Here is a 20566-nt window from a genome sequence, read left to right on the forward strand (position 1 = left end):
CGCTTCGCCGCAGAGCCGGCTCAGCGTCGGCGTGAGGGGGCCAGCGTCAGCAGGAGGAGGCCGGCGGGGAGCGCGAGGGGGGTCGGGACGGCGACGACGGCGAACTGGCTGTTGTGATCGAGGACGGCCCAGACGACGTGGTTGGTCGTGTCGACGCCCCAGCTTCCCAGTGCGAGGGTCGAGCCGCCGGCGCCGGCCCAACTGCCGAGGATGTTCGTCGAGCCGACGTTCGAGCCGTGGTTCCCGGCGATGGCGTTGAGCCAGGTGTCGGTGTTCGTATTGAGCCAGGCGAGATAGATGTGCCCGGCGGCCGCGGCGGCGGCTTCGCCGTCGATGGGGTCGTAGCTCATCTGAAGGACGAATTTGGTGGTGTCGATGCCGGTCAGGTTCAGGACATCGGAGGCCAGATCGGAGGCGTTGATTTCGCCGGCGGTGCTGGCGAGCGTGCGCCACTGCATGGCGAGGGTTTTCGTCGAGCCGGTGGTGTTGGTTCCGCCGAGCAGGTCGGCTTCGCTCATCAAGCTCGAATTGATCGCTGATCCATACCCGGCGTACGACGCGGCGGCGGCGACGGCTCGGGCGAGCTTCGTGTCGGTCCCGGAGGAAAAGTCACCGTTGGCGTCGGCGGCGATGAAGATTTTGTCGGACCCGTTGTTGGCGAGCGAGCCGGTGACGTTGAGCAAGCCGTTGGAGACGGTTGTCGCGCCGGTGTAGGTGTTGTTATTGGAGAGGGTCAGCGTTCCGGAGCCGCGCTTGGTGAGTCCGCCGTCGGTGATCGCGTCGCCGCCGATGTTGGAGTGATCGAGTGCGTTGACGATGGTGTCGTTGAAGGCGGCGGTGTCGATGATGGCGCCGCCGTTGCGGACGTTGAGGCGGTTGAGTGCGGAGATGTAGGTGGCGGAGGAGGCGCTGGCGTGCAGGGTTCCGCCGTTGAAATTGAAGGCGAAGGTTGCGTTGGTGGCGGCTTTGGTGAAGCTCGGGGCGGTGAGGGATCCGCCGTCGAGATTGAGGGTAGCGGCCTGTGCGTTGGAGGCGTTGGCGCCGGCGGTGACGGCGGCGAAAGTGACGTCGGCGGTGTTGGAGATGTTGATGGTGGCGGAGTTTCGATTGGCGAAGGCGACGGATCCGGCGGTCTGCATGAAGGTTCCGCCGGAGAGGTCGAAGGTGGACGCGCCGGAGCCGGAGGCGTTGCCGAGGTAGATGCTGTTGGACTGGGTGAAGGTTCCGCCGGTTTGAGCGAAGGTCTGCGCATTGGCGTCGGCGGAGTCGTTGCCGAGGACGAGGAAGGTCGGGCTGGCGTGCGTGCCGGCGGTGATGCGGAGCGTTCCGGCGTCGACCTTGAGCCAGTAGTCGGCATTGGTGGTGCCGGTGCCGTAAGTGACATTGCCGCCGAGTTGGACGGTGCCGAGGCCGTATTTCTGAATGCCGGCGGTCGTGGTGGTGATGTTGGAGTTGATGGTTCCGGTGACGCCGGAGCCGGCGAAGAAGTAGGTTCCGCCGGAGGGGGAGCCCTTGCTGATGGTTCCGCCGGTGATGGTGTAGCCGGTGGTGTTGAAGGTGAAGGCGTTGACGCTGACGGAGGCGGCGATGTTGACGGTTCCGGCGGTACCTTCGAAGATCGCGCGGTTGTAGGATCCGCCAAAGACGATGTTGTACGGACCGCCAGAGGCGGAGGCCCAGTTGGCGGTCGACGTGCTGTCCCAGGTGGACCCGCTGCTGGCGGCGTCGAAGAAGCGATTGAGGTTCTGCGCCCGGACCGGGGCGGCGGCGGCGGCGATCATGATCGCGAGCATCCCTACCGATCGCGCCATGCCATAACGTCGAGGTGATCGACTCATCCGAAGCATCTCCTGATTTTTCCGCGTTTCGTTCTGCGAGGCCTTTTTCTCTGGCGGGGAACCGGCGGTAATCTACCACGATCCGCCGGGCGATGCACGTAAAAATCCCGGAATTGATCGCCTTTTTATCGCGTCACGCCCGCCCCTTGCCCGGGTCCGCCACCGCCAGCACCACCAGATGCACGCGCTTCGCCCCCGCCCGTCGCAACAGATGCGACGCCACACGAGCCGTCGCCCCCGTCGTCTTCACATCATCGACGAGCCAGATCGTCCGCCCGGCCAGATCGACGTCGGGCATGACGAACGCCCCTTGGATATTGCGCAGTCGCGCGGCGTGTTCGTGAATGTGCGACTGCGGCGTCGTCGCGCGGCGGCGGGTCAGCAGCGGCGCAAAGTCGCGCCCGCTCGCCTGGGCGAAGGCCCGCGCGACGAGCATCGTCTGATCGAAGCCGCGCCCGATGCGGCGACGCCAATGCAATGCAATCGGCACGACGGCGGAGCCCTCGGCGAGGTCCGCCGGCACGTCGGCGGTGATCCGCGCCAGCTCGCGCCCGAACCATGTCGCCCATGTCCATTGGCCATGAAACTTCAGCTCGACGATCCACCGCGAGAGCGGCTCCTCATACGCCCCGAGCCGCCAGACGCCCTGCCACGCCACGCGCTCGCCCCGGCAATAGGGACAGCCGCTCGCCGTCAGCGCCGCTTCGTGACACGTCGCCCCGCATCGCCGGCAGTACGTGCCCGGTGCATCGGCGCGCCAGTCCGTCGCCGCCGCCGCCGCGTCCCCCGCACGCCGCGTCGTCGACAACATCGCATCCATCATGCGCGCCAATATCGCCATACCCGTTTAGCGACGCCGCTTGCGGCGTGTGTCTCTCACGGCTTCTGCATCGCCGTCTTGTTCCAATAGATCACCACATTCTTCGTCCCCCGCCCCGCCGCGATGATGTCCGTCTTCCCGTCGCCGTCCAGGTCAGCGACTTTCAGATCTTCGCACGCCATCGTGTTGTCGTCGATCGTAAAAGGCGTCCATTTCCCGGCGTTTTCGTCGGGAATGTACATGCGGATGCCGACCTTGTCGTCCGCGTTGGGATTGCGCCATCCGACAATCACCTGCGGCACTTTCATGCCCAGCAAATCCGCCGCCGCCAGCGCATGACCCTCCGCCAGCGTCTCGTCGAGCACGCGCCGCGGCGGCGGCGACGCGGCATTGTCCGGCCCCGCCTGCACCGCCACGCGATTGCCGTGCATCGGCTCGATCGTCGCGAGCACCGCCCAACCCGGCGTCAAGCTCAACCGAACCTCCCCCGCCGCGTCCGACATCCCCGGCAGATGATCCAGCGCGAATCCCCCGTTCTCCATCGCCCCCGGCGACAAGCCCTCCTTGCCCGCCACGAAAATCGCCTCCGGTCCCGCCGGCGGATGCACCACGTCGAAGTTATGCGTCATGTGTGACGCCGTATCGTAAAACGCGCTGGACCACTGGGCCGTCGGATCACTCAAATCCGCCGGCGGCGTGAGCACCTCCAATCGCACCGGCTTCCCCTCGCCCCCCTTGTTGCCCACGCCATGCAGCGGCAGCACCACCAGAACGTACCGATCGCCGATGTTCACCCAATGCATCCGATGCGTCGTCGGATCGTGCGGCTCGATCCGCACGGATTGCCACTTCTGCGTCGGGTCCTCCGGGCGAATCAGGTAGAAGATCGCCCCGCTCTTGTCGCGATCGCTTGTCTCCCCGGGGTTCCACTGCGCCCCGACGGCGACTTCGACCTTGCCGTCGCCGTTGATGTCGCGCGCCGCGATGCACACGTTGTCGCGCTCGGTGAGATTCTCCGCCATCACCGACTTCTTCCAGTCCGGATTGTGATACCACACGATCTGCTTCGCATCCGCCAGCAGCACATCCGGCTTCCCGTCGCCGTCCACATCCCCGATCGCCAGCCCGTACCCGATGCTGATCGCCGGGTCGATCGTCTGCGGCTCGAACTTGGGCTGCGGGGGGTCGGCCAAGGCGCTCGAAACGAACAATCCACCGGCGACGATGCATATGAACTTCTTCATGATGACTCTCCTGACCGCCGGCGTTTGATATCCGAGCGGCGTTTTTTTTCAGTGAGGCGACGCTCGACCGATCCCTTCGTGGGCCTGGTCTTGCGTCGGACCTTCGGGCGCGTCGTGGCCTGCACCAACAGCTCGCGCAGCTTGTCGATGCACGCCTGTCGATTCGCCCGCTGCGAGCGCGACGCGTCGGCGCTGAGGATCAGGCGGCTGTCTTCGGTGACGCTCCGGCAGGCCAGGCGCACAAGTCGGCGCAGCATCCAAGGTTCCAGATGCGCCGCCAGGTCGTCGAGCCCGATGCTCAACTGCGCTTTGGAGTTGATCTTATTGACGTTCTGCCCGCCCGGTCCCCGGCTCCGCGCGAAGGTGAAGGTCATGAGGTTCATCGGCAGGCGCAGCGCGCCGACGTCGAGCGTGGATGGACCGACTGAAAATTCCATGCGCAAAGTTTCCCACAACCCCTTGTATTTTGCGAGCGATTGTCGCAAAATGACGCTCGTTCACAAGGAGGTGAACATCATGCACGCAAACGAAACGGATTCGACTCCCAGCGTCCCCCTCGAAATTCACACCCGCTCGACCGATGAGCTTGCCCCGATGCCGGTGCGCCCCGTCGTCGCGGAGGTGACCGACGCGCCCGCCCAAACGCCCGCGCCCAACAGCCCCGTCACCGGGTTCCTGAGCCGGGAGCAGATTCTCGAAGCCGTCGAGTTCTGCTTCGATCAGACGGGCTACGACGGCGTGACGATCCGGGCGATCGCCAAACAGCTTGGCTGCTCCGTCGGGTCGATCTACCGCTACTTCACCGACAAGCGCGATCTCTTGCGGGCCTGCGCCGCGCGGGTGTTCTCGCCGGTCGTGCGCTATGTGCAGGCCGACGCCGTGCGGATCGACGAATCGATCCAGATGTATGTGCAACTGGCGCAGCGGCACGCGCAGCTTTACCGTCTGATGTTCTGGCTCGAGTCGGCGGACGAACCGGACCATCCGCGGACGCCGGAGACGATTCTGGCGATTCTGGACGGGTGGACGAGTCTGCTCGGCGACGCCGGGGCCGCCCGCCGCTGCTGGGCCCAGGTGCACGGGCAGCTCATGCTCGGCGGGGACCTCGACGCCGTCGAAGCCAGTGTGTCCCTCCCGCCGCGCCCCGAAATTCAGATCGTCCCCTCGCTTTCCGACGAAACCGAAACGCAGGTGCACGTCGATTTCGAAGGCGAGGATGTGACGATGCTATGAGCGTTTTGCCCCCCGCCCTTGAGGGCGGGGTTGGGGGCGGGTGAATCGCATCAGTTGGTTCCGCATCCGTTTCGATGCGGACGCGGTCGTGGGCTGATAGGATTCACCCCCACCCAACCTCCCCCTCGAATGGGGAGGGGTCAAGGCATGAACGATCACCCCGAAATCACGCCCGACGATCGCGCTTCCGCCGAGTCGGCGGTCGTCGTCTCACGCTGGGCTTTGCATCGGCATCTGTACGACTGGGTGCTTTCGTTCGCGCATCGCCCGCATGCGACGACGGTGCTGTTCCTGTTGAGTTTCGCCGAGTCGAGCTTCTTCCCGATTCCGCCGGATGTGTTGCTCGCGCCTTTGTGTCTGGGTCATCGCAGAAAGTCGCTGTGGTTCGCCACGGTGACGACGGTGGGCAGCGTGCTGGGCGGGGTGGGCGGGTACGCAATCGGGCATTTCGTCGGCCCGCCGGTGGTGGAATGGATGTACACCTGGGTGCCGGGTTTTTCGCCGCACGAGTTTGAGCGCGTGCAAAGCTGGTACGAGCATTGGGGCGTGTGGGTGCTGTTCGCCGCGGCGTTCACGCCGATTCCGTTCAAGGTGTTCACCATCGCCGGCGGCGTGTTCGCCCAGCCGCTGGGTCTGTTCGTCGGCGTGTCGCTGATCGGGCGCGCGATGCGCTTCTTCATGGTGGCGGGACTCTTCTACTGGATCGGCCCCAAGGCGCTGCCGTTCATCGATAAGTATTTCAACTGGCTGTGCCTGGCCTTCGTCGCACTGCTTGTCGCGGGGTTTGCGATTATCAAAATGCTTTGAAGGTGTCAGGCGTCAGCGGTCAGGCGTCAGCCAGAAGGGCCCCCCTGTCTTTGCTGACCACGGACCGCTGACGGCTTCGGCCTCAAGTCGCGTCGCCCGCATGACCGATGTTCAAAATAGGCCGCATCGCTCGGGTTGTTCGAGAGGTTTCGATGCAGCGGGACTGCCGACGGCCAGACATCTTTGTCGCTCCGCCAACGCGTTGCTTACGTTGACATAAAGCACCGTCTCGCGCACCCCGCCGCATCCAACCCTCTCGTTTTCCGCCCGCCGCGGCCTTTTTTGAGGCGCCGGGACGGGTGAAAATAATTTCTCAAATCCGGTGCCGATAACTTGACAGCCGTCCGGCCCCGTGCTAAATTACATCCTGCCTTGGGAGAGGCGCACTTCGATACGGACGGCCTGCGGGTCGGACGGTTAACTAAAACATAGACCTTTATGGTCACGCGCGTTTGACACCCGTTGCAATGGTCATTCGCCGAACGAGCCCGTTGACCGGTCGATGGTTTGACCCATCGCTGGTGAAAATATCCGGTGAAATACCGGAGAGAACCCGTTCATGGTGAACGGACCTGTTCGTCGGAGTTGGACTTTGAGACTTGTCGGAGCTGGATTGTGAGACACGGTTGGAAAAGGTGAACCTCGGCCCGGCTTCAAGAATGAGACCTGGAAGTCGGACCACCGGACGGAGGATCGTGAGACGGCAGGAATGGAGACCACAGGCAGGAGAGTGCCTATAGCCGCCCAGGGGCCTGAGATACCCCGAAGCGGCGCGGATGAGGAGAACCGTCGGTCCGGAGGAAGTCGAGCGTTCAGGAGCCCTCACCCTGACGCCCGATCGGACACGACGGCTGACCCGGCCTGAGAACCCGGGTCGCTCACGCGAGTGAGTGTGAATGAGATGTGAGGGCTGAAGACCGGACCAGACGTGGTGTGTGGCCCGGTTTTTTCATGCGCGGAAAATGCGGAATACGGTGTGCCGTTCAGCGACGCCGCTCGCGGCGGGCTCCGGGTTGCGGCCGTGCTTCAATGGGCGAACAAGAGCGCTGCGATGCCCGAGAGAATCACCACGCCCGCGCTGAGGACGGGCGCCCGGCGGGAGAACCATGAGAAGCGGCTGGTCGAACCCAGTTTGCTGATTCCCGCCACGACGATCAGGCCGATGCCCACCAGCGCCAGGGCCAGTCCCAGACTGAAGCCCAGCACGGTGAACATGCCCATGCCGACGCGCCCCACGCTCAGCGCCAGCAGCATCACCGTCACGGAAGCGGGACAGGGAATCATGCCCCCCGCCGCTCCGAAGGCGACGATCTGCCCAAGCGACGGCCGCTCCCCGCGACGCACATACTCCGGCAGCGTCGCCGCATGCGCCCGCGCGTGCTCGTCTTCGTCCATCAGGTCATGATCATGATGATGATGCGCGTGAGCATGGTCGTGATCGTGGTCGTGGTCATGATCGTGCGGCTCGTGCATTTCGAACGGCAGGGTGTCGCGCTGCTGTTCGCGACTCAGTTCGACGACGGCGGCGAACTCGTGGGGTTCCTGCGGCGCTTCGTTACTGAGATAAACGCCGGGATCGCCCGCTAGAGCACTCAGCGTCAGCACCTCGATTTCGCCATCGGGGCGCGTGATGTCGACGCGCGCCGTCAGTCCCGGGGCCGGCTGATCCAGCGTCAGCCGCAGGCGTTCGCCCGCGGGCGTGTCGACGATTTCAAGCCGCCCGGTCGCCAGGGGGCTGCTGACGAGTACGGGATCGGGGGCGTGATGATGATGGTGATGGTGATGGTGAGCATGGTCATGTCCGGTCGCCCGCCGCACGCGCGGCCAGCGGCGCCAGAGCATCCAGCTCCCCAGCGCGATCACCACGACGCCGCTGCCGATTTGAAGCCAATGTGTGGCCTGATCCGTGAACGCCTCCTGCCCCAGCCACAGCGCCCCAAACGCCAGCAGAATCACGAGTATGCTGTGCGTCGTCGCCACGGAAAGCCCCAGAAGGATCGCATCGCGCTTCGTGCCTTTGACGCCGATCAGATAGGCGGCGGTGAGCGTCTTGGCGTGACCGGGCTCCAGCGCATGCAGCGCCCCAAGCACCACCGCGGAGGGGAAATACACCAACGTCAATGAATGATCCATGTCGAACCTCTACAGGTATTTCGTGATCTGCTTGAACTCATCCATCGCCCGGCGCGAACCGGGGCCGGGGCGGCGCATCGTCTCGTCCAGACAATGATCGATGTGATCATGAATCAGCGTCGCCTTGGCGCTGGACACGGCCTTTTCCACGGCGTGAAGCTGCTGCGCCAGGTCCAGACACGGGCGCTGCTCCTCGATCATCGAGATGACCTTGGCCAGATGCCCGCTCACGCGCTTGAGGCGCTTGATGATCTGAGGGTGGGTCTGATGCAGATGCCCGTGATCGTGATGTTCATGCTTGTGCACCATGCGAAAAACCTATCCCCCTGGATAGGATATGTCAAGTGCCGTGGTCATTTCCGCGAACGAATCAATTACGTTTGGGCAGCGCGGCGTCGGGCAGATCGGCGCGCAGATACGCGCGGGCCTGACTCGTCAGCCAGAGGTAGTGATCGCTGGGCAGGTCTTTTTCGTTCACGAAGCGGGTTTCACCGATGGGGGGGTCGGGGTCGCATTTGAAGATGGCGGTGCCTTCGTCGAGTTCGTCGAACATGGCGATGTAGACGGAGCGCGCGCCGGCGGCGCGGGCGGCGACGATCTGCGACCAGAAGAATTCGCCCTTGCGGCGCGGGATCGCATCGAAAATCGCGTCCCGGCCCCGGGCTTTTTCGAGGTTGTGCCAACTGAAGCCGGGGAAGGCGACGGGCATGAAGTACAGCCCGTGCTGCTCGCACCATGCGGCGTCGCGCGACCAGTGCTTGGCAATACGCGCGGCGACGTCGTCGGGCGTGCCATACCTTCCGGGGGACCAGGGGGAGAGGACGTCGGCTTCGCGCAGCAGATCGTGAAACATCGGGTCGTTGACGGCGTCGGCTTTCTGATCGCGCCAGTAGAAGGGGACGCCGAGCATGACGGCGCAGCCGCCGGCGGCATCGGACTTGAAGTAGCGCACGAGCTGGCGGCAGTCGTCGAGCGTGTACGCGCGGCGATCGGCAAAGCCCACGCCCCAGAGCGCGACGAGCGGTTTGCCCCCGTGCCGCACGGTCAGCGGGCGCTCGTGCATATGCATCGCCATCAGCTTCGCCCAGTCGTCGCGCACGCGCCCGATCTGCCCTTCGCGCAGGCCGGTCAGGTCGTACATGATCACCGCGCGGCGGCCGTGTTTGTCCGCCGCGTCGAGCGACCAACTCAGCACATCATTCATCGACGGCTCGACATGCGAATCAAGCAGCACGGGGAAACGCTGCAAAAACGCGCCGTCAATGTCGTACTGGCTCATCCATTGAAAATGCCGCTCGACGGTTTTGACATGGTGCGAGCTGAACACTTGGGCGATCGACCCGTCGGCGTGACGGAAGTCGGTGGCGTGCTTTTCATCGGCGTCGAGTTCGGCAACGTCGGGCCAGAGTTCGATGCCGCAGCTACCGGGTTTGAACCCGTGCAGACCGGCGTAGTGGACGAAGCCGAGGTTCGCGCCGTCGTCGGGGGTGCGAAACCAGCCCTGATACCCGCAGAAAATGCGGCGATCGAGGTCGGTATCGGAATGCGGCGGCGCGGGCGCGACGGGCGCGGCGTCGGCGCGCAACAGCGACGGGGTCAAGCCCATCGCGGCGAGCGCGGCGAGGAGTCGGCGTCGTGACCATTGCATCATCGATGCAAGTTTAGCGGTGCGCGGGAGGCGATGCGACCGGATCGATGCCAAGCGCAAGCGGCGATCAGTTGTTCGAGAGCATTCGCCACGCGACGGTCTGAAACAGCTTGTAGTCGGAGGCGGTGGCGGAGTAGGAGGTTCCGCCCTTCAGGTCGCGGATCGTGAAGCTCGGGTCGTCGTAGAAGGAGACGGAGCCGTCGAGCTTCAGGTCGTTGTAGCCGGTCACATGATGGAGATCGACGCCGCGTGCGGGATCGGAGAAGGCGTCGGCCTTGAGCGCGATCGTGCCGGGGTCGGTGACGTTGGCGGAGCGCCAATCCTTGATGAAGGCGGACTTGTCGGCGTCGAAGGAGCTGTTGTAGTGATAGGCGGTCTGCATGTACCTCTGCGCCGCGGGGACATCGGATTCCTTTTCATACCATCCGCCGCCGGTGGGGCTCAATTCGTTGCCGGTCTGCTGATATTTGAGGACGCCGGTCCAGCTCGGGCAGTAGAAGGTGCGGCCGTCGTGCAGATAACCGCGGCGCACAAGGGCGCCTTCCTTGGTGTAGGATCCGCCGTATTCGCTGCCTTTGGACGGGTTGGTCCATGTGCGGATCCAAAGGGCGTAGTGGCCCGTGCCCCCGCGATTGCCGGCGTCGGCCTGCTCGTCATAGATGGGCTGGCCCTCGACGAACGAGCCCTTGTGATCGATCGCCCACTGATAATGCGCCAGGTGCATCTGGTGCAGGTTCGATCCGCAGGCCACCCGTCGGGCCGTCTCGCGCGCCGCCGCCATCGACGGCAAGAGGATGGCGATCAACATCGCGATGATCGACACGACGACGAGCAATTCGATGAGCGTAAAGCCGGTGCGGAGGCGATTCATGGTTCAGCCCTGTTGATGAGCCACACATGGCGCTCGCGGCCGAGTCGCCGGATCGTAATCCGAAAAGGCGTTCGACGCACTTTCGTGCGCCGAACGCATGAAGCTCGATCCGCCTTGAGTCCGAATCACTCGAACACGAAGCCCGCCAAGGTTTCGTTACGGCGGATCCAGCGCCCGCCCCGCAACCCGGCAACGCACCGGGCGGGGGTGATCCATTTCATCATCGCCGCCGCCGGCGATGCATCATGCCCAGCGACAAAAGCCCCAGCCCCGCCGGCAGCGCCGCAGGCGCGGGGACGACGATCACCTGCAGAAGCTTCACATTGTCGAATCGATAGTTGGTGCTGCTGGTGGTCTGTATCGCGACGGTGTTGAAATTCCTGTAGGGCGAGGTCGTGTCGATCCCGCTGGTCTGTAGCGCGTTGTCCAGATAGAACTGGACGTTGATGCCGGTGGCGACATTTTCGAGGACGAGCTTGAGGGTATGGATCGCGGTGTCGCTGATCAGGCCGCTCGCCGCGGAGCCCAGCGTCGTTGACCCGCCGCCGCCGAAGGAGTTGGTGCCTTCGGACACGCTCGATCCGGCCGACGCCGTCCCTGTGTTCAGGGATGCGTAATACCCCAGCAAGGCGTTATGTCCGAGATTGTCGGCGGTGACGACGCCGCCGGCGGTCGTGTCTTCGAAGAGCCCGAAGTTCCATGCTCTGGGATTGGGGATCGCGGCGTTGAAGCGAAAGTCCATCGACAGCTCGAGCCGATTGCCCAGTCCGACCGGCAGGACAGCGTTGCCGTCTCCGTCGGAAGCCGTGCCCGCGCGGGGATTGTTGTCGGAGACGTCGGCGTCGAAGACGCCCGCAATCCGGACGTTGGACGTGCCGGGGCTGAATTCGAGCATGTTGCCGTTGGCGCCGCCGGCATTGACGACGGTGAACGTGCCGAAGTTGCCGTTGGTGAACCATGCGATGTCGGCGGTGTTGCCGGCGGCGGTGTCATTATCGCGCGTCGCCGTGCCGCCGATGTTTTCGAACGTGTCGTTGAAGTAGACCGTGTCGGCGTGTGCCGCTCCGCCGGGCCATGCACTCATCGCCACGATCGTCGCGGCGAGGACTGCACGCTTGCTGATGAGTCGCACCATTGAAAATCTCCTTACGTCGAACCATTCTTCTTCCCGCCGGCGGCGGAACATCCGTCGCCGGGGCGCCTCGTGAGCGGTCTGCAGTTCCTCTCACCAGACTCGGGCCGATTTTTCCAACACGATCGCGGCGGGTCTCCCCGGCGGATCGATCACGGCGCCGAAGCGCCGGCCTTTCGATCGACAGCCGAACGGATGAGCACGCGGATTTCGTCGGGCGTCGTCGTCTGAAAATGAATCGTGACGGTCTTGCGATCTTCGCTGAGCGTGAAATGATCGTCGCGCTCGGGGCCGCGATGATCGAACGCCTCGTGCGGCTCGTCGGGCAACGCCAATTCGCTGTCGGATGTGTTAAGCCCCTCGGCGAGGATCACGCCCAGCACCGGGCGATCGAAGGTGACGCTCGCATCGATCGTCGCCCCGCTCTCGGCGACGGCGTCGGCGTGCAGCAGGTAGCTGTCGACGATCGCATCGGGCGGAAGCTGCCCGGGCTTGCCTGTGCCGAGCGTGAACTGGCCCGTCTGCGTGACGGCGACCCAGCGCCGCCCCGCATCCACGCCCCGCCGCTCCGCCATCACGAACAAGTCCGTATCCGAATCGAGTCCGCCGTCGCTCAAACGAACCGGCGGAAAGTACACGAGCCGCACATTCGGACTGTGCGACGCGATCCCGGAGGGCGACACGTTCGACACCACCCATCCGTTTTCCGATAGCCGCCCGACCTGACCTATGTGCATTATCGCCGTCTGCGTTCCGCTTTCGACGCGCACGCGCCCTTCCGTCACCAGCACCGTCGGCTCCAGCTTCGGCAAGGCCGTCAGTTCGAACCGCGTGCCCAGATCGATGACACGGGCGTCGTCGGACACGTCGACCGTGAATCCGTGCGCTTCGGGGCGGACGTACGCTTCGATCTGACCGGCGTTGAGTCGACCGCGATTGACGCCCGTCATCTCAAATGCGCAAGGCCCGTTCAGATCGACGACCGCCGACGACTTGAACACGACCTGCGCCCGCCCCGTCGTCAGATGGATCAATCCCGCCGGCAGATTCTCGCCCAGCGCCAGCGGCTCGCCGTCGAACTTCGCGTCGTCGGAACGGTCCGAGAGCATCGCCACGCCGCGCCTCCCGTCGCTCATGCCGACGAGCCACGCCTCATCAGAATGCTGGGCGCGCTGCAGGAACGCGCCCAGCGTCAGAGCCATGATCACCAACGCCGCCGCCGCCGCATATCCCAGTCTCAACCACCAGACCCCGCCGGCCCGCGGCCCTGCAAGCTGATCATTGTCCGTCTTTGCCCGAGCGGCCTCGGCGATGAGGCGCGATTCGTAGCACATGAGCACAAAAAGCTGACGCAACGACGCGCTGGCTTGGAGCGACGCACGCATCGACGCGCCCTGCTCCTCGCTCATGTCGCCTTCCAGATAGCGCAGCACCAGATCGGAAAAATCATCCGGCCGGTCGACGCAGAGAATCGGCGCCAGCGGATGCGTCATGACTCACCCCCGCGCTCGGCGATGCCCATCCGATGACGGATGCACTCGGCAAGCTGACGATGAATGCGCGTCATGGCGACGTACACCGCGTTGAGCTGACGATTGAGCTGCTGCGCGATGACGCTGGAGCGGATGCCCTCCGCGTAACGCATGCGGACAAGCTGCTGCGCGTGCGGCGTCAGCTCCCGCATGCACGTGCGCAACGCATCGACCATCTCCGATGACTCCACCGCCTCCAGCGACTGCCAATGCTGCTCCAACAGATCGAGCATCTTCGCATCGAGAACCATCGGCCGGCGCGCCCCCTTTTCGACCGCCTTCAGCGCCCGGTGCCGCGCGGTGAGGCGGACCCAGGCCGCAAGATGATCGGCGTCGTTGATCTCGTCGCGTTTCTCCAGCGCGAGCGTGCACACTTCCTGATAGACATCCTCCGCCGCATGCTCATCGCGCACGATCGACAGGATGTACGCCAGCAGTCTGGCGCGATCGGCGATCAGCGCCTGCACAAGTTGCGCGTGGTCGAGCGTCATGCACCTGGTTATCCCGCACCTTTTGCGAAACTGTACACAAAATATATAAAAACGCCATCAAAATCCGCCCGGTTGGATTTATAATCGCTGTTGCAACAGAATTTTAGGTTTTTTATCGGCTCAGCCAGTCGGGGCGAAGCCGCTGTTTTTGAGCAGGTTCATGAACTGGTCGGTGAAGACGAAATTGTGCTCGGGGAAGCCCAGGCCGCGCATGTTCTTGTCGATGTGGGAGAACATCAGTTCGATGGTGCCGATGACGGTACCAGACGCTTCGCTTCGCTCAGCGTCGGCGTGGTGGGCGTGATCGAGAAGGGTCACTGTGCCGGTGGTCGACGCGCCCGAGTCGTCAATGCGGTCGATGGCGGCGGAGTAGATGAGCGTGTGACCGGGGTACACGTCGGCTTCGAAATTCGCCTTGCCGATTTTGGCGAGGATGACTTTTTCCTTGAAGTCGCGGGCGTGGCCGACGAGGATGCCGGCGGTCTGGGCCATGCCTTCGACGATGAGCGAAGCGGGCATGATCGGCGTGCCGGGGAAATGATCGTGCAGATGCTCCTCGGCGAGCGAGACGTTCTTGACCGCCACGCACCGCGCGCCCTTTTCAAGCTCCAGAATCCGATCGATCCAGCACCAGCGCATGAGTGGAGTGGGGAGTTGGGAGTTCGGAGTGCGGAGTGAGGAACGCGGGGCATTTTACTCCGCACTCCCAACTCCCAGCTCCGCACTCGGTTACTTGAGTTTGGCTTCGACGAATTTCACCACGGCTTCGACGGTGAAGATCTCGCCGACCTTGGCGACTTGCGGGTCGCCTTCGAAGTTGGCGAAGTCGGCATGGGGCATGCGCTTTTTCAGTTCGGTCATGCCCTGCGCGGTGACCTTGCCGTCCTGGACGTATTCGGCGTTCTGGAGCACGTTGTCCGGGAACAGTTCGCCCTGGCTGATCTTGATGCCGAAGGCCTTTTCGAGGCGGAAGACGATGTCGAGGAAGTCGATGGACTCCGCGCCGAGGTCGCCGGTCAGGGTGGCGTCCGGGGTGACTTCGTCGTCATCGACGCCGAGCGCGTCGACGAGGACTTCGCGGACTTTTTCAAAGATTTCATCGTGCGTCATGGGCTTGCTCCATCGTCTTCTAATGTTGGGCCGGTGATTTTTGAGCCGGCCGCAGTGTAAACCGTCCCTGCACCGCCACGTTGGCCTCGACGAGCCCGCGGCCCTGGAAGCTGTGACGATCCTGATCGCTTTTGAGCAGTTCGACCTCGACGCGCAACTGCTGACCCGGACGGACCATGTTACCGTACCGCACATTGCGGACTTCCGCCAGCACCCAGGGCCCCTTTTCGGGCACTTTTGAGCCAAGCAGCTTCCGGGCCGCCTGCACCATCGCTTCGAGCATCATCACGCCCGGCAGCACCGGAAACGTCGGGAAGTGATCCCCGAGGTACTCCTCCGCCGCCGTGACGTTCTTGATCGCCGTCAGCTTGTCGCCCTCAGCGGCGATGACCGTGTCAATGAGTTCGAATCGCAAGCGCTATTGCTCCAGTCGCCGCCGCGACAGTAGTCCGGTAGCGTAATCGGATCAAGTTCCCATCGCAAGGGGAAGTGGCGATGTGGTGATATGGCGATGTGGTGATGTCCGAAGGCCTTTCACATCGCCATATCGCCGCTTCGCATATCACCACTTCCTACTGGTCTGCCCGCATTGGCGACCTGACACGTGGGCGTTATCATGGATCGTTTGCCCACACCTTGAACCGATGCGCACCACACCATGACCCCCAAGTACCTGTCCATCCGAGGCGCCCGCGAGCACAACCTCAAGGGCGTCAACCTCGACATCCCGCGCGACAAGCTGGTCGTCATCACCGGCCTGTCCGGCTCCGGCAAATCCTCCCTCGCCTTCGACACGATCTACGCCGAGGGGCAGCGCAAGTATGTCGAGTCGCTGTCCGCGTACGCCCGGCAGTTCCTGGAGCAGATGCACAAGCCGGACGTGGAGGAGATCGAGGGCCTGCCGCCGACGATCGCCATCGAGCAGCGGTCCGCATCGCACAATCCGCGCTCGACCGTCGCCACGACGACGGAGATTTACGACTATCTGCGATTGCTCTTCGCCCGGGCGGGGCAACCGCGCTGCTGGCACCCGATGGGCAAGGGCAAAGTCTGCGGCAAGCCCATCGAAAGCCAGTCGGCTTCGCAGATCGTCGAGACGGTGATGGGTTACGCCGAGGGCACGAAGCTGATGGTCCTCGCCCCGCTCATCCGCGGCAAAAAAGGCGAGCATGTCGAAGTCATCGAGTCCATCAGCAAACAGGGCTTCGTCCGCGCGCGCATCGACGGCAATGTCATGGACCTGCGGCAGGCGCCGACGCTGGCCAAGAACTTCAAGCACGATGTCGAAGCGGTCGTCGATCGGCTCATCGTCAAGGAAGCCATCCGCTCCCGACTCGCCGACTCGATCGAAATCAGTCTCAAACTCGCGCAGGGTCTGGTCATCATCGCCACGCTCGACGAGAAGGCCAGCAGCGAGGACAAGGAAGTCTGGACCGATCAGCTTTTTTCCGAGAAGTACGCCTGTGCGGAGCATCCGGAATGTTCGCTCGAAGACCTGGCCCCGCGGCTCTTCAGCTTCAATAGTCCCTACGGCGCGTGCCCGGAATGCGACGGGCTGGGGACGATCATGGAGTTTGATGAGGATCTGATCGTGCCGGATCAGACGCGTTCGCTGGAGGATGGGGCGATTGATGCGTGGCGCAAGCATGGCAAGCGGATGAACATTTACTATGGGCGCACCACGCGCCAGTTCTGCCGCAATTTCAACATCGATCCGGCGACGCCCTACAAGGATTTGCCCAAGGCGATCCGCGAGATTCTTCTCCGCGGCACGACGGACAAGGATGAGAAAAAATACGCGGCGCACTTCGAGGGCGTGATCCCGAACTTGCAGCGCCGATGGGAAAAGACCGACAGCGAATACGTCAAGCAGCGGCTGCACGCCTACATGAGCGAAGCGGCCTGCGAATCCTGCCACGGCGCCCGACTCCGCCCCGAAGCGCTCAATGTTTTCCTCCCTCTCCCTCCGGGAGAGGGCCGGGGTGAGGGTGCTCGGCAGACGGGCGCGCCCGATCACGTCAACATCGCCGACGTCGTCGCCATGACCATCGGACGGGCCGTCCCCTTCTTCGAGAAACTCCCGCTCAACAAGGAAAAGACGCTCATCGCCGAGCCCATCCTCAAGGAAGTCCGCGCCCGACTTGGCTTCATGTCCAACGTCGGCCTCAACTACCTGACGCTCGATCGACAGACCGGGACGCTGTCCGGCGGCGAAGCGCAGCGCATCCGACTCGCCACGCAAGTCGGCTCCGGACTCGTCGGATGCTGCTACGTGCTTGATGAACCAACGATCGGCCTGCACCAGCGCGACAACGACCGGCTCATCGCCACGCTGCGCCATCTGACCGACATCGGCAATACGGTCATCGTCGTCGAACATGACGAGGACACCATCCGGGCCGCCGACTGGATCGCCGACATCGGGCCCGGCCCGGGCGTGCATGGCGGGCGCGTCGTCGCCACCGGCGACTACAACCAGCTCATCGCCTCGCGCGATTCGATCACGGCCAAGTATCTGACCGGCGAATGTCAGATCCCACTGCCCGATCATCGCCGCCCGCTCAAGGCGGACAGCGCGCTGGTCGTCAAAGGCGCTCGCGAGAACAACCTCAAGAACATCGAAGTGCGCTTCCCGCTGGGCGGGCTTGTGTGCGTGACGGGCGTGAGCGGGTCGGGTAAGTCGACGCTCGTGAATCAGATTCTGCTGCGGGCCGTGACGCGCCATCTTCACAACACGCGTCAGAAACCCGGGGCGCATGACCGCATCAACGGGCTTAATCAGGTGGATCGCGTCATCGAGGTGGACCAGTCCCCGATCGGCCGCACCCCCCGGTCCAACCCTGCGACATACACGGGCATCTTCGATCTGATCCGTACGCTGTACGCCATGACGAAGGAGGCGAAAATCCGCGGCTACAAGGCCGGCCGATTCAGCTTCAACGTCAAGGGCGGGCGCTGCGAAGCGTGTCAGGGTCAGGGGACCAAGAAGATCGAGATGCATTTCCTGCCCGATGTGTATGTCGAGTGCGAAGTGTGCAAAGGATCGCGGTACAACCGGCAGACGCTGGAGATTCTTTACCGCGGCAAGAGCATTGCGGACGTGCTCAACATGACGGTCGAGGAATCGCTGGAATTTTTCGAGGCGTTTCCGAAGGTGACGCAATTGGTCCGCACGCTGCGCGACGTCGGCCTCGGGTACGTGCATCTGGGTCAGGCGAGCACGACGCTCTCCGGCGGCGAAGCGCAGCGCGTCAAGCTCGCCACCGAACTGGGCAAGAACGCCACCGGCCACACACTGTATGTACTCGACGAACCGACGACCGGCCTGCACTTCGCCGACATTCACAATCTGCTCAACGTGCTCAATCAGCTCGTGGAGCGCAATCAGACCGTGCTCGTGATCGAGCACAATCTGGACGTGATCAAGTGCGCCGACTGGATCATCGACCTGGGCCCCGAAGGCGGCGAAGGCGGCGGCACCATCATCGCCGAGGGCACCCCCGAACAGATCGCCGCCAACCCCAAAAGCCACACCGGCCAGTACCTCGCCCAACACCTCAAACGCCCCGCCGCCGCGGGGTGATTCAATCCCCGTGTCGTCATAGAATGCCTCATGCAGCCGCATGACGCTCATTCCGTCGCCCGTGTCGATCGCAAGTCATTTTCGGTATCATCGCTCCGGGACGCCGACGACAGCCCCGCATACTGGCGCACCCGGACACCTCACGAGCGGCTCGAGGCCCTCGAATCCCTTCGCCAGCAGATGTACGGTTATGATCCGACTACCGTCCGACTTCAAAGAGTTCTTGAGATTGCTCAGCTCGACCGGCGTTGAGTACCTGCTCGTCGGCGGATATGCGGTCGGATACCACGGCTACCCTCGCACCACCGGTGACCTGGACCTGTGGATCGCCACCGACAAGACCAATGCTCAGCGGATCACTCAAGCCCTCAATGCATATGGATTCGATGATCCATCCGTCGAACCGAAGCTCTTTCAAACGCCGGAGAAGATCATCCGCATGGGTGTGCCGCCGATGCGGATCGAACTCTTGACAACAATCAGCGGGGTGGATTTTCGAGATTGCTACGCTCGCCGAATAGTCGCGGAAATCGACGGCGTCCAGGTGTCAATCATTCATCCAAACGACCTGCGCGCAAACAAACGCGCCGCCGGACGGACCAAGGATCAGGACGATCTGGAACATCTGCCCTGACACACATGCAAAAACAACCGCCCGGCGTGCTCCTCCGCACGCCGGGCGGTTTATCTCACCCTCTTGCTTCACTCCGCCCCGACTGTCCTGCTCACCCTTCCCACTGGTCTATCGGTGCAAGCGGCAGGTGACTTGAATCCGAAGGCATCAGCATTCAGGCATCAGGTGTCAGCAAGAGCGGAAGCAGGTACTGCGCGTGTCATTCGCAGCAGAAAGCTGATCGCTGACCGCTGATTTCTGAGCGCTTTTTCAATGCCCCGTCATCACCTTGCTGATCGAGAAGATCGGCAGGAGCAGACTGATGGCGACGCCGCCGATGATCGTGCCCATGACGGAGATCATCAGGGGTTCGATGAACTGCGTGACCCGGCGGACGGATTCGTCGAAGTCGTTCTCGGTGAACTCGGCGATCTTCTCCATGACCTGTCCGAGTCGGCCGGCGCGTTCGCCGGAGCTGATCATGCGGGAGATGGACTTGGGGATGAGCGGGCTTTCGTGGAGCGCGTCGGAAAGCTGGCTGCCCTGCTGGAGCCGGGCGTCGACGGAGTCCCAGAGCTTCTTGAAGTGGACGTTGTTGGTCACGCGCTTGGTGATGGCGATCATGTCCAGGACGGGGACGCCGGCGGCGATCATGGTGCCCATCGTCTGCATCGCGCGAGTGATGTAGAGCTGGCTGAACATGGTGCCGAGGACGGGCGTGGACAACTTCAACTGATCGATGGCGCTGCGGCCCCAGTCGGTGGTGCGGATGTAGAGGAATCCGACAATCGCCCCGATGAATCCGCCCAGAAACAGATACCAGTATTGAATGAGCACGCCGGAGGTCGCCATCAGAATGCGCGTCGGCGCGGGCAATGTCGCGCCGCGGCCGGCGTAGATGTTGGCGAAGCGCGGGAGCACGAACGTGAGCAGGAAGATCGTCACGCCGATGGCCATCGTCGCCATGAACGCCGGGTACATCATCGCCCCGCGGACTTTCTTGACCGTCGCGCGTTCCTTGCCCAGATACAAACTGATGCGCTCGAACATCGAGCCCATCGTGCCCGACGCTTCCGACGCCTCCAATAGCGAGATCATCAGTTGCGGGAACACGCTCATGTGCTTGCTCAGCGCGGCCGAGAGGCACGAACCGCTGTTGACGGTGTTGGCGACGTCCTCCAGGACGCGGCGGAAGTGCTCGTTGGTCGTCTGCTGGCAAACCGAGTCGAGCGCTTCGCTGATGGGCACGCCGGTCTGGACCATGATGGACATCTGGTGCGTGAAATAGATGACGTCGTCACGCCTGACGCGGCGGGCGGCCTGCTCGAGGGTGAGAATCGGTTCGCCCGCGACGGCGCCGTTGCGCGTCTCGTTGAGCTTGACGACGTACTTGCCTTCGGCGCGCAGCAGACGACCGGCGTCAGAGGCGTTGGGCGCGGCGATGATCCCGTTGATCAGAGCGCCTTTGGTGTCGCGAGCGGTGTATTGAAACGTGGCCATGATGCTTTCTC

At 63.5% G+C, this 20566-nt stretch carries 19 protein-coding genes; 4 read left to right on the plus strand and 15 right to left on the minus strand.

From position 1 onward, the window contains the following. Positions 1-20: 20 nt before the first annotated feature. The 4 genes from GC162_02040 to GC162_02055 all read right to left on the minus strand — a co-directional run bounded on the left by GC162_02040 (position 21) and on the right by GC162_02055 (position 4285). Positions 21-1847, minus strand: a complete 1827-nt coding sequence (locus GC162_02040) for a hypothetical protein (protein MBI1367413.1) — start codon at positions 1845-1847, stop codon at positions 21-23. A 124-nt stretch (positions 1848-1971) separates the two neighbouring features. Next, complete coding sequence (locus GC162_02045; protein MBI1367414.1) at positions 1972-2679, minus strand: ComF family protein; 708 nt, start codon at positions 2677-2679, stop codon at positions 1972-1974. A gap of 35 nt (positions 2680-2714) precedes the next feature. After that, positions 2715-3902: a hypothetical protein gene (locus GC162_02050; protein ID MBI1367415.1), complete on the minus strand. Its 1188-nt coding sequence runs from the start codon at positions 3900-3902 to the stop codon at positions 2715-2717. Next, entirely contained in the window at positions 3899-4285 is a 387-nt protein-coding gene (locus tag GC162_02055) for an aminoacyl-tRNA hydrolase (protein MBI1367416.1), read from the minus strand. The genes GC162_02050 and GC162_02055 overlap by 4 nt, the downstream gene beginning before the upstream one ends. Here GC162_02055 and GC162_02060 point away from each other — a divergent pair. After that, entirely contained in the window at positions 4197-5135 is a 939-nt protein-coding gene (locus GC162_02060; GenBank protein MBI1367417.1) for a TetR family transcriptional regulator, read from the plus strand. The two genes, GC162_02055 and GC162_02060, sit on opposite strands and share 89 nt — an antisense overlap. A gap of 147 nt (positions 5136-5282) precedes the next feature. Then, positions 5283-5942 (plus strand): DedA family protein, encoded by a 660-nt coding sequence (locus GC162_02065; protein MBI1367418.1) that lies wholly within the window; start codon positions 5283-5285, stop codon positions 5940-5942. Between the two features lie 1026 nt (positions 5943-6968). On the opposite strand, the gene GC162_02070 is transcribed toward GC162_02065, so the two are convergent. The 10 genes from GC162_02070 to GC162_02115 form a co-directional block, all read right to left on the minus strand. Beyond that, positions 6969-8075: a hypothetical protein gene (locus GC162_02070; GenBank protein ID MBI1367419.1), complete on the minus strand. Its 1107-nt coding sequence runs from the start codon at positions 8073-8075 to the stop codon at positions 6969-6971. Between the two features lie 9 nt (positions 8076-8084). Further along, on the minus strand, positions 8085-8384 hold the full coding sequence (locus GC162_02075; protein MBI1367420.1) for a metal-sensing transcriptional repressor: 300 nt from the start codon (positions 8382-8384) through the stop codon (positions 8085-8087). 61 nt (positions 8385-8445) lie between these two features. Next, a complete protein-coding gene (locus GC162_02080; GenBank protein MBI1367421.1) occupies positions 8446-9726 on the minus strand; it encodes a xylosidase/arabinosidase in 1281 nt (426 codons plus the stop codon). 64 nt (positions 9727-9790) lie between these two features. Then, entirely contained in the window at positions 9791-10594 is an 804-nt protein-coding gene (locus GC162_02085) for a prepilin-type N-terminal cleavage/methylation domain-containing protein (protein ID MBI1367422.1), read from the minus strand. Positions 10595-10814: 220 nt separating this feature from the next. After that, complete coding sequence (locus tag GC162_02090; protein ID MBI1367423.1) at positions 10815-11729, minus strand: hypothetical protein; 915 nt, start codon at positions 11727-11729, stop codon at positions 10815-10817. Between the two features lie 149 nt (positions 11730-11878). After that, a complete protein-coding gene (locus tag GC162_02095; protein ID MBI1367424.1) occupies positions 11879-13219 on the minus strand; it encodes a hypothetical protein in 1341 nt (446 codons plus the stop codon). Further along, complete coding sequence (locus tag GC162_02100; GenBank protein MBI1367425.1) at positions 13216-13749, minus strand: sigma-70 family RNA polymerase sigma factor; 534 nt, start codon at positions 13747-13749, stop codon at positions 13216-13218. Before GC162_02100 ends, GC162_02095 begins: the two co-directional genes overlap by 4 nt. Positions 13750-13869: 120 nt before the next feature. After that, positions 13870-14388, minus strand: coding sequence for a beta-hydroxyacyl-ACP dehydratase (locus GC162_02105; protein ID MBI1367426.1), 519 nt, complete (start codon positions 14386-14388; stop codon positions 13870-13872). Positions 14389-14478: 90 nt separating this feature from the next. Then, a complete protein-coding gene (locus GC162_02110) occupies positions 14479-14859 on the minus strand; it encodes an acyl carrier protein (GenBank protein MBI1367427.1) in 381 nt (126 codons plus the stop codon). 19 nt (positions 14860-14878) lie between these two features. Continuing rightward, a complete protein-coding gene (locus tag GC162_02115; GenBank protein ID MBI1367428.1) occupies positions 14879-15274 on the minus strand; it encodes a hypothetical protein in 396 nt (131 codons plus the stop codon). A gap of 243 nt (positions 15275-15517) precedes the next feature. Between GC162_02115 and uvrA the strand changes: the two genes are divergently transcribed. Together uvrA and GC162_02125 are read left to right on the plus strand one after the other, a co-directional pair. Next, positions 15518-18442, plus strand: a complete 2925-nt coding sequence (gene uvrA / locus GC162_02120) for an excinuclease ABC subunit UvrA (GenBank protein ID MBI1367429.1) — start codon at positions 15518-15520, stop codon at positions 18440-18442. 40 nt (positions 18443-18482) lie between these two features. Further along, entirely contained in the window at positions 18483-19076 is a 594-nt protein-coding gene (locus GC162_02125; protein ID MBI1367430.1) for a hypothetical protein, read from the plus strand. A gap of 249 nt (positions 19077-19325) precedes the next feature. On the opposite strand, the gene GC162_02130 is transcribed toward GC162_02125, so the two are convergent. After that, positions 19326-20555 carry a type II secretion system F family protein gene (locus GC162_02130; protein MBI1367431.1) on the minus strand — a complete coding sequence of 410 codons (1230 nt, stop codon included), beginning with the start codon at positions 20553-20555 and terminating at the stop codon, positions 19326-19328. Positions 20556-20566 lie beyond the last annotated feature (11 nt).

This window comes from Planctomycetota bacterium, assembly GCA_016125255.1.
Lineage (GTDB): Bacteria > Planctomycetota > Phycisphaerae > Phycisphaerales > Zrk34 > RI-421.

Coding starts and splice junctions, on each gene's coding strand:
- GC162_02040 (MBI1367413.1), bottom strand. CDS start 1,847: ATGCTTCGGATGAGTCGATCACCTCGACGTTATGGCATGGCGCGATCG.
- GC162_02045 (MBI1367414.1), bottom strand. CDS start 2,679: ATGGCGATATTGGCGCGCATGATGGATGCGATGTTGTCGACGACGCGG.
- GC162_02050 (MBI1367415.1), bottom strand. CDS start 3,902: ATGAAGAAGTTCATATGCATCGTCGCCGGTGGATTGTTCGTTTCGAGC.
- GC162_02060 (MBI1367417.1), top strand. CDS start 4,197: ATGCTCAACTGCGCTTTGGAGTTGATCTTATTGACGTTCTGCCCGCCC.
- GC162_02055 (MBI1367416.1), bottom strand. CDS start 4,285: ATGAACCTCATGACCTTCACCTTCGCGCGGAGCCGGGGACCGGGCGGG.
- GC162_02065 (MBI1367418.1), top strand. CDS start 5,283: ATGAACGATCACCCCGAAATCACGCCCGACGATCGCGCTTCCGCCGAG.
- GC162_02070 (MBI1367419.1), bottom strand. CDS start 8,075: ATGGATCATTCATTGACGTTGGTGTATTTCCCCTCCGCGGTGGTGCTT.
- GC162_02075 (MBI1367420.1), bottom strand. CDS start 8,384: ATGGTGCACAAGCATGAACATCACGATCACGGGCATCTGCATCAGACC.
- GC162_02080 (MBI1367421.1), bottom strand. CDS start 9,726: ATGATGCAATGGTCACGACGCCGACTCCTCGCCGCGCTCGCCGCGATG.
- GC162_02085 (MBI1367422.1), bottom strand. CDS start 10,594: ATGAATCGCCTCCGCACCGGCTTTACGCTCATCGAATTGCTCGTCGTC.
- GC162_02090 (MBI1367423.1), bottom strand. CDS start 11,729: ATGGTGCGACTCATCAGCAAGCGTGCAGTCCTCGCCGCGACGATCGTG.
- GC162_02095 (MBI1367424.1), bottom strand. CDS start 13,219: ATGACGCATCCGCTGGCGCCGATTCTCTGCGTCGACCGGCCGGATGAT.
- GC162_02100 (MBI1367425.1), bottom strand. CDS start 13,749: ATGACGCTCGACCACGCGCAACTTGTGCAGGCGCTGATCGCCGATCGC.
- GC162_02105 (MBI1367426.1), bottom strand. CDS start 14,388: ATGCGCTGGTGCTGGATCGATCGGATTCTGGAGCTTGAAAAGGGCGCG.
- GC162_02110 (MBI1367427.1), bottom strand. CDS start 14,859: ATGACGCACGATGAAATCTTTGAAAAAGTCCGCGAAGTCCTCGTCGAC.
- uvrA (MBI1367429.1), top strand. CDS start 15,518: ATGACCCCCAAGTACCTGTCCATCCGAGGCGCCCGCGAGCACAACCTC.
- GC162_02125 (MBI1367430.1), top strand. CDS start 18,483: ATGACGCTCATTCCGTCGCCCGTGTCGATCGCAAGTCATTTTCGGTAT.
- GC162_02130 (MBI1367431.1), bottom strand. CDS start 20,555: ATGGCCACGTTTCAATACACCGCTCGCGACACCAAAGGCGCTCTGATC.